Source organism: Streptomyces sp. NPDC110618 (assembly GCF_055657065.1).
Window position 1 is genome coordinate 1 of sequence record NZ_JBVKBN010000049.1, and the last position, 1,790, is coordinate 1,790.

Sequence of the window (1,790 nt, forward strand, 5' to 3'; positions counted from 1 at the left end):
GACGCTGTTGGTTTATTCGGGCCCTGCGTGACGTCGGCCTTCAAGACCCGGTTGTGGTCTTGAAGGCCGTCGTTGTCGTATGGGGTGGATGCGGATGTCGATGCAGCCGAAGGGGTCTGGGGAGATCCCGGCGGAGACGGTGCGGGTGGCTCGGGCCGCGTTCCCGAAGGGGAGCCTGGCGATCCGGGTCCGGGACGAGCTGGGGCCGCTGTTCACCGATGAGCAGTTCGCGGACCTGTTTGCGGTGCGGGGGAAGCCTGCCTGGTCACCGGGGCGGCTGGCGCTGGTGTTGGTGTTGCAGTTCGTCGAGGGGCTGACCGACCGGCAGGCTGCGGAGGCGGTCCGCGCGAGGATCGACTTCAAGTACGCCCTCGCTCTGGAACTGGCCGATCCCGGCTTCGACTTCTCGGTGCTGTCGGAGTTCCGGGACCGGCTGGTCGAGGCGGACGCAGGGCGGCGGGTGCTGGACGGCGTCCTGGCCGCGGCCCGGGACAAGGGCCTGCTGAAAGCGGCCGGCCGGGCCCGCACCGATTCCACGCACGTGCTGTCCGCGGCCCGTCAGCTGTGCTGGCTGGAGATGGTCTGCGAAACACTGCGCTCGGCGTTGAACGCGCTGGCCGAACAGGCCCCCGAGTGGCTGGCCGGTATCGCGGAACCGGACTGGTTCAGGCACTACGCGACGCGGGCCGAGGACTCCCGGTTTCCCCAGGCCCGCACCAAGCGGGACGAGGTGGGCCTGCGGATCGGCAGGGATGGCATGCGTCTGCTTGAGGCGGTCTTCGCCCCCACCGCCCCAGCCGCCCTGCGCAGGCTGGACGAGGTCCAGACCCTGCGGCAGGCGTGGGTGCAGTCCTTCCACCTGGTGGACGGCGAGGTGAGGCGGCGGGACCCAAAAGACCGGCCGCCGGGCGCGATGCGCTTAGTCACTCCCTATGACATCGAGGCACGCGGCAGCGTCAAACGCGACACCTTCTGGGACGGATACAAGGTCCACCTCACCGAGACCTGCGATCCCGATGCCCCGAATCTGATCACGAACGTGGCCACCACCGTCGCCACCGTCCCGGACGACCGGATGGCCGCTGTCGTCCACGCCGGTCTGGCCGCACGTGACTGCCTGCCCGGCGAGCACTGGGTCGATGCCGGATATCCCACAGCGGCCCAGGTCGTGGCCGCCCGCACCGAGCACGGCGTCGATCTCCAGGGCCCGATGGTCGGCAACACCACCGCCCAGAGCGGTGGCCCGTTCGGGCAGGACGCCTTCACCGTCGACTGGGAGCACGAGCGGGTGACCTGCCCGAACGGTGTCACCAGCACCCAGTGGCATCACCGGCATTCACAGCAGGGCCTGCCGGTGATCCGGGTCCGCTTCAGCCCGGCCGACTGCCGCTCCTGCCCCAGCCTGCGCGACTGCGTCAGCTCGCCGAAGGCCGAACGCCGCGAGATCACCCTGCGACAGCGCGCCGAACACGAAGCCGTCCAGGCCGCCCGCACCAGCCAGCAGACCGATAGCTGGAAGGACCGCTACAAGATCCGGGCCGGCGTCGAAGGCACCATCTCCCAGGGCGTCGGCCGCTGCGGCCTGCGCAGATCCCGCTACCACGGCCTGGCGAAATCCAGCCTCCAGCACCAGCTCACCGGCGCCGCCCTCAACCTCGCCCGCATCGACGCCCACCTCACCGACACACCCAGGGCCCGCACCCGCACCAGCCACTTCGCAGCACTTCGCCCCGCCGAGCTGACGCTCAACGGGGCGAAGTGATCAAGGGCCCGAATAAACCAACAGCGTC

At 69.8% G+C, this 1,790-nt stretch carries 1 protein-coding gene; it reads left to right on the plus strand.

Annotated elements, in window-relative coordinates; genetic code table 11:
• Positions 1 to 94: 94 nt before the first annotated feature.
• Positions 95 to 1,762 (plus strand): IS1182 family transposase, encoded by a 1,668-nt coding sequence (locus ACZ7L7_RS37160; RefSeq protein ID WP_471431013.1) that lies wholly within the window; start codon positions 95 to 97, stop codon positions 1,760 to 1,762.
• The last annotated feature ends 28 nt before the right edge of the window (positions 1,763 to 1,790 follow it).

What these genes read in the sequence shown, in the direction of transcription:
- ACZ7L7_RS37160 (WP_471431013.1), top strand. Translation starts at nt 95, where the DNA reads ATGTCGATGCAGCCGAAGGGGTCTGGGGAGATCCCGGCGGAGACGGTG.